This window comes from Fretibacterium fastidiosum (assembly GCF_000210715.1).
Classification (GTDB): Bacteria; Synergistota; Synergistia; order Synergistales; family Aminobacteriaceae; genus Fretibacterium; species Fretibacterium fastidiosum.
The window spans coordinates 794,682-801,262 of sequence record NC_021038.1 but is presented as its reverse complement, the minus strand read 5'-3'; the positions used below and the strand labels follow the sequence as shown (position 1 = coordinate 801,262).

The following is a 6,581-nucleotide window of genomic DNA, read 5'->3' as shown; positions in this document are numbered from 1 at the left end:
GAGGAACGGGCGGAGGAGGAGGTGCGGGCCCTGCCGGGCGGCTCCCGCGTCCCGGAGAGCGTTCGGGTCTGGAACCCTGCCTTCGACGTGACGCCGGCGGCGAACGTCACGGCCATCGTCACGGAGCGGGGCGTCTTTCGGCCTCCCTACCGCTTCGGCGCGGGCGGGGAGCCGTCCCCTCCGGCGGCCTGAGGCCGTTCGGTCGCATCGAGCTCACATTGCAGGACAATCAAACTTTTTTTGGAGGTATCGTCTTGGAGAACTTTAAGGTCGCGGATCTCGGTCTGGCGGAGCACGGTTGGAAGAAGATCGTGTGGGCGTGGCAGTACATGCCCTCCCTTCAGTTTCTGTACAACAAGTATAAGGACGCGCAGCCCTTCAAGGGGGCGACGATCGCGGCGTGCCTTCACCTGGAGGCGAAGACCGCCAACCTGCTCCTGACGCTGGCGCACCTTGGGGCCACGGTGGCCGCGTGCGGCAGCAACCCGCTGTCCACGCAGGACGACATCTGCGCGGCCCTGGCGGAGAAGGGAGTGCACGTCTACAGCCATCGGGGGATGAGCACGAGGGAGTACTTCGACTACGTGCGTACGGTCCTGGGCTACAAGCCCAACGTCATCATCGACGACGGAGCCGACCTGGTGGCGACGATCCACAAGGAGCTTCCGAAGCTGATCCCAGGCATCCTGGGGGCCTCCGAGGAGACCACCTCCGGGGTGAAGCGCCTCCGCGCCATGCGGGATGAGGGCGTGCTGAAGTTCCCCGTCATCGCGGTGAACGACGCGCTGAGCAAGTACCTCTTCGACAACCGCTACGGCACGGGCCAGTCCGTGTGGGACGGCTTCATCCGCACCACGAACATGGTGGTGGCCGGCAAGACGGTGGTGGTGGCCGGCTATGGCTGGTGCGGACGCGGCTGCGCCATGCGGGCCGCAGGCCTGGGGGCCCGCGTCATCGTCACGGAGGTGGATCCCCACCGTGCCTGCGAGGCGCTGATGGACGGCTTCCAGGTGATGAGTATGGAGGAGGCCGCCCCGCTGGGAGATATTTTCATGACGCTCACCGGCAACATCCACGTCCTGCGCAAGGAGCACTTCATGAGGATGAAGAACGGCGTCGTGCTGGGCAACGCGGGGCACTTCGACGTGGAGATCAGCAAACCGGACCTCAGCGCCCTGGCGGACCACATGGAGCAGCTGCGCGACAACATCGACACCTACGTGATGAAGGATGGCCGCCGCATCAACCTGCTGGGCGAGGGCCGGTTGACGAACCTGGCCTGCGCGGACGGGCACCCCATCGAGATCATGGACCTCAGCTTCGCGCTCCAGCTGGAGGCGGCGCTGCACATCTACACACACAAGATGGAGCCGGGCCTGTACCCCGTGCCCATCGAGACGGACCGCGCCGTGATGGAGTCCAAGCTGGCCGCCATCGGCGTCACGATCGACCAGATGACGGAGGAACAGGTCGAGTACATGAAGAGCTGGCAGGAGTAGCCTGAGGAGGGACGGCTTATGGCGACATTGTTCAAGGACGTGCTGATGTTGGACGGCGGGCGAAAGCAGGCGGTGCGGGGACACCTCCTCGTCTCCAAGGGGCGGATCGTCTCCATCCTGGGGCTCGAGGAGAGGCTGCCCGGTGCCGACAAGATCGTCTCGGGGCACGGCCGCATGGCGGTGCTGCCAGGATTCGTCAACGCCCACACTCACGCCGCCATGGTCCTTCTGCGCGGCCTGGGCGAGGAGGCTCCCCTGATGGAGTGGCTGGAGAAGAATATCTGGCCCGTGGAGGCGAAGCTGACCTCGGACTTCATCTACTGGGGAACCGCCTCGGCCGTCCTGGAGATGCTGGCGGGTGGGACCACCTGTTTTGCCGATATGTACTTCGAGATGGACCGAGTGGCGGAGGTCGCCCTTCAGGCCCGGATGCGGGCGGCCCTGTGTCGGGGGATCGTGGCAGGAGAGGCGGGCAAACTCGACCGTTCCCTCCAGGAGGGCCTTGACCTGGCGGAGCACTGGCACGGGCGGGAGGGCCTGATCACCGTCCAACTGGGGCCCCACGCCCCATACACCGTTCCCCTGGACGACATGCGGAGGATCTTTCAGGCGGCTCGCGAGCACAACCTGGGAGTGCATCTGCACTTCCTGGAGACGGAGTGGGAGCTTAACTACCTGCGGCAGGAGCTCAAGAGGGAGCCTGCCGACTACCTGCGGGACGTGGGACTGCAGGACGCGCCTCAGACCGTCCTGGCCCACGCCGTGTGGCTGGATCCGGCGACGGAGGTGGACCTCTCCCGCGTGACGCTGGTCCATTGCCCCGGCAGTAACCTGAAGCTGGGCAGTGGGGTGATGCCCCTTGCCGCGTGGCTGGAGAAGGGAACGCCCGTGGCGCTGGGCACGGACGGAGCCTCCAGCAACAACCGCCTGGACATGTGGGAGGAGATGCGGACCGTCGCGTTGCTGCACAAGGGGGTGAACCACGACCCCATGTGCGTTCCTGCCCTTGACGCCCTGCGCATGGTGACTTATGAGGGGGCCAGGGCCTTCGGTTTTGCCCAGAAGGGCATGATCCGCGAGGGCTGGATGGCGGACCTGGTGCTGGTGGACCTGGACCGGCCCCACTACGTCGGAGCCAACGAGGAGAACCTGGCGGCGTACATCGTCTACGCGGGGAGCGCCGCCGACATCGTGGGCACGATGGTGAACGGAAAGTGGAGCTTCCGCAACGGGGAGTTCCCGACGCTGGACCGCGAGGAGATCGTGGAGAGGGCGCGGGAGGCGCGGGAGGCCATCACGAGATAGCCCCGCAGGGGCCGTGGGGGACCGCCGCATGGGACGTCTGCCCTGCGGCGGCCCTTGATTTTTTGGCCCTGGGATGCCCTCGCGCGATGGGTTGTCCCGCCCCATCGATCCCCCTCGTTATTACTGTAGTGAAAGGAAGTGAGCGAGTGCGCTTCGTGCTGCCCGCCTTTGCAAAGCTGAACCTCTCGCTGAGGGTGACGGGCCGCCGTTCCGACGGCTACCACGACCTGCTCTCGATCTTCCTCCGTATCCCGTCCGGAGAAGCGCTCCGGGTCGAGCTTTTGCCCGCGGGAGCGGAGGACCGCGTGGAGGTCCTGGGGATGGACCTTCGCCTGACGGGGGAGAACGTCGTGGCGCGGGCCCTGCGGCTGGCGCGGGAGGCCGGAGCGGAGGTCCCCCCCTCAGGGTCGAGGTCCTGAAGAGCCTCTTTCCCGGAGCGGGCCTTGGAGGAGGGAGCGGCAACGCGGCCGCCCTGCTGCAGTGGCTGGCGTCCAAAGACGCTTCGGGCCCTTGGGGGGAGGTGGCGCGCCGCACGGGGGCGGACGTGCCCTTCCTCTTTTCCGGCGCGCCCATGGCCCTGGTCGGCGGGACGGGGGACCGCCTGGAGCCCCTCGATCCCCCACGCCTCAGCGGCCTGATCGCCTTCCCTGCCTGGGAGGTGGGGACGGAGAACGCCTACGCATCCCTGGACGCCGCCCTGCGCGGAGGCTACCCGAAGGACGAGGCCTCCGCGCGGAAGGAGGCGGAGGGCATCCTGAGCGCCTTGAGGGAAAACAGGCGCCTGGGGTTCCTGCCCAACGACTTCGCGCCCCCCCTCATGGAGGCCCACGGGCAGTATCGTGAGCTCTTCGCCCTCTTTGAGGGGGCGGGGGCCCTCGCCTGGGGCATCACCGGGAGCGGCGGTGCGGCCTTTGCCCTGACCCGCGGAGGAAAACTCGATCTGGAGTGGCCGGGCTGGGTCCGGCAGGTCCTGTACCTTCCGCCGCTCCCGTGACCAATGAATTAAAGGACGAAGAACAGGAGAATTCGATGCTGAAGAAGCGCTTTGTCGTTGAACGATGCGCCGTTCTGGCGCTCCTGATGGGATTGGCCGCCGCCCTGCTGTCCGCCCTCCCGGCCGGGGCGGCCACGATGCAGGACCTCTTCTGGAAGCGGGCATGGAAGGAGATGGAGGTGCTCTACGCCTCCATGGACGAGAGGTCTCCGCAGGATGCTGCCCTGATGGCCAACGCCTACCGCATACAGGATCGCTGGCCCGACGCGGTGGCGATCCTCGAGGAGTACGCGGGGAAGTTCCCCGCCTCCATCAGGCCCTATGCGGATATGACGCTCCTTCTGGGGTACGAGAGGGGGAAGCGAGACCAGGAGGCCCTGGCGTTGGCGGAGAGGCTTTGGAAGAGCGCTCCCCAGGAGCTGAAGTACTACGTGGCCTACGCGCAGTACCGCCTCCTGTCGAAGGGCGGGGATGAGCGGAGGATCGGGGAGGCGCTGTCCCACATGCTGGCGGCCGCCGAGACGAAGGAGCGGCGGATTTACGCTCTGTCGAAGCGGATCGAGCTGTCGGGGAATCGGGCGGAGTCGGCGCTGAAGCTCCTCGAGCTTCAGCCCTCGAACAAGGATGCCGCGAAGGTCCTCCTGCAGCAGCCTCAGCCCTGGTCCAACGCCGTCAGGGTGGCGCTGGGCGTCTACGCGCACCTGGCGGGGGAGAGCGCCGCCGCGGAGGAGCGGTTGAGGCCCGTCCCCATGACAGCGGCGGGGGGGCGCAAGGCGGCCTACTACCGGGCCTGGTCCCTGTACCGACTGAAGCGCAGCGGCGAGGCCCTGGACCTCTGGAGCCGCCTGGCCCTCAGCGGCAACGCCTACGCGGAGCCCTCCGTCCGGCGCATCGCGACCCTTGCGGGAAAGGCGGGGAAGGCCGAGAAGAAGGCGGCCATGAACGTTCTGGAGCGCGTGATCAAGGAGCGCAGGGGCAAGCCCCAGGCGCGGGCCCTGCTCGTGCTTCGTGACCTCCTGGACAAGTCCCAGGCGAAGTACCGGGACGCCCTGGAGGCGAAGGTCCTGAGCGCCTATCCCGACACGCCCTACGCCTTTGACGTCCTGTGGGGGCGGGGTTGGAAGAACGTGGCCGCAGGCAACCTCACGGAGGCCGTCCGGCTCTGGCGCCAGGCGGATGCCCCCAACATCGGCCCCATGCGGCGGGCCCGCCTGCTCTACTGGATCGCCGACGCGGAGCGGCGGTCGGGCAACAAGGCCGAGGCCGACCGAACCCAGGCCCTGCTTGAGCGCCGCTACCCCCTCTCCATCTACGCCCTCCTGAACGGGGGCGAAAAGCTTAAGGTCGTGAACGGGGAGGACCCCGCCCTGGCGACGAAGCCCTCCGAACTCGAGCAGTGGGGGTTCGTCCTCTACGCGAAGCTCAGGCTGTCGAGGCCCAAGGCCGGGGTGCGGGAGCTCTACCGCGCGCTCAGGCTGTCGCGCTGGCTGGGGCTTGAGGAGTCTTACAATGAAGCCCGTCGCCTGGAGACGCTCCTGACGTCGGGGAGGACGCTCTATCGTGCCAACCTGGAGGCCCTCTACCCTCGTCCCTTCCGGGCGCAGGTCAAGGCGGCTTGCGAGGCCTACAGCGTGGAGGATGCCCTGGTGTGGGCCGTCATGCGGCAGGAGAGCTCCTTCCGTCCCGACGCCCGGAGCCATGCCGGCGCCACGGGATTGATGCAGCTGATGCCCGGAACGGCAAAGGGCGAGGCGAAGCGGGCGGGGCTTGAGAAGTACGACCTCCTGGACGTCAACGACAACATCCGGCTGGGGACCTCGCACCTCGCGTGGCTGGGGCGCTCTTTCCCACGGGTGGAGTGGGTGATGGCCGCCTACAACGCGGGGTCGGGCAACGCCCGCAAGTGGCTGAAGAACGGGGGGGAGGACCTGCCCCTAGACCGCTGGATCGAGGCCGTGAAGTTTGACGAGACCTGCGGCTACGTGCAGCGCGTCTCGGCGAACCTGAGGGTCTACCGGATGCTCTACGGAACGGCCGAAGCGCGATGACGGAGGGAGAACGGGCCGCCGCATCCCTCTATCGCCGTGCGCTGGAGCGCATGGGCGAGGTCGAACGGGCGCGGGAGCGGGATCACGGGGCGATCCCCTACGACCTCTCCCTCCGCGCCCTCGCGGGGCCCTTCCTGGAGGCGGGGATGAGGCAGGGGTGGCTGCCCTGCGGAGGCAGGGTGCTCGCCGCCGTGTCGGGGGGTGGGGACTCGATGGCCCTCCTCTGGCTCTTCAAGACCTTTTACGACGGCCCCCTGACCGTCGCCCACGTGAACCACGGCATCCGGGGAGGGGAGGCCGACGCGGATGCGGCCTTCGTGCGAGACGCGGCGGAGGGATGGGGCGTGCCCTTCATGGAACGGACCCTGGACGTTCCGGGGGAACGGGCGCGGGGGGAGTCCATCGAGGCTGCGGCACGACGGCTGCGCTACCGGGCGCTCCTCGAGATGGCGGAGGCCTGCGGCGCTGTGGGCGTCGCCCTGGGGCACAATCGCGACGACCTGGCGGAGACAGTGCTCTTCAACCTGCTGCGGGGCGCGGGCGTGCGGGGTGCCGTGGGGATGCCGGAGCGGCGGGGCCTCCTGTTCCGCCCGGTGATCGGCATGAGCCGCGACCTGCTGCGCCGGGTCCTGAGGGTCCGGGGCATCGCCTGGCGCGAGGACGGGACGAACGCGGACGCGGGCTGCACCCGGAACTTCCTGCGGCTTGAGCTCATGCCCCTCCTGGCGCGGCGCG

At 68.1% G+C, this 6,581-nt stretch carries 6 protein-coding genes and 1 pseudogene; all 7 read left to right on the top strand.

Annotation, left to right across the window (positions count from 1 at the left end; translation table 11 throughout):
• Positions 1 to 192, top strand: a pseudogene (locus tag SY1_RS03515) (hypothetical protein); the annotation flags it as partial.
• A gap of 62 nt (positions 193 to 254) precedes the next feature.
• Positions 255 to 1,499: an adenosylhomocysteinase gene (locus SY1_RS03510; protein WP_208872705.1), complete on the top strand. Its 1,245-nt coding sequence runs from the start codon at positions 255 to 257 to the stop codon at positions 1,497 to 1,499.
• 18 nt (positions 1,500 to 1,517) lie between these two features.
• Positions 1,518 to 2,804, top strand: a complete 1,287-nt coding sequence (locus SY1_RS03505; RefSeq protein ID WP_208872704.1) for an amidohydrolase — start codon at positions 1,518 to 1,520, stop codon at positions 2,802 to 2,804.
• A gap of 146 nt (positions 2,805 to 2,950) precedes the next feature.
• Positions 2,951 to 3,223, top strand: a complete 273-nt coding sequence (locus SY1_RS03500; RefSeq protein ID WP_208872703.1) for a 4-(cytidine 5'-diphospho)-2-C-methyl-D-erythritol kinase — start codon at positions 2,951 to 2,953, stop codon at positions 3,221 to 3,223.
• A 101-nt stretch (positions 3,224 to 3,324) separates the two neighbouring features.
• Entirely contained in the window at positions 3,325 to 3,798 is a 474-nt protein-coding gene (locus tag SY1_RS03495) for a 4-(cytidine 5'-diphospho)-2-C-methyl-D-erythritol kinase (RefSeq protein WP_208872702.1), read from the top strand.
• A 35-nt stretch (positions 3,799 to 3,833) separates the two neighbouring features.
• Complete coding sequence (locus tag SY1_RS03490; RefSeq protein ID WP_015556203.1) at positions 3,834 to 5,846, top strand: lytic transglycosylase domain-containing protein; 2,013 nt, start codon at positions 3,834 to 3,836, stop codon at positions 5,844 to 5,846.
• Positions 5,843 to 6,581 (top strand): tRNA lysidine(34) synthetase TilS (gene tilS / locus SY1_RS03485; RefSeq protein WP_208872700.1); only part of this gene is annotated, 739 nt, incomplete at its 3' end. The genes SY1_RS03490 and tilS, both read left to right, overlap by 4 nt.

Bases quoted from the DNA above. Each gene is read 5' to 3' on its own strand.
- SY1_RS03505 (WP_208872704.1), top strand. From the start codon at position 1,518: ATGGCGACATTGTTCAAGGACGTGCTGATGTTGGACGGCGGGCGAAAG.
- SY1_RS03490 (WP_015556203.1), top strand. From the start codon at position 3,834: ATGCTGAAGAAGCGCTTTGTCGTTGAACGATGCGCCGTTCTGGCGCTC.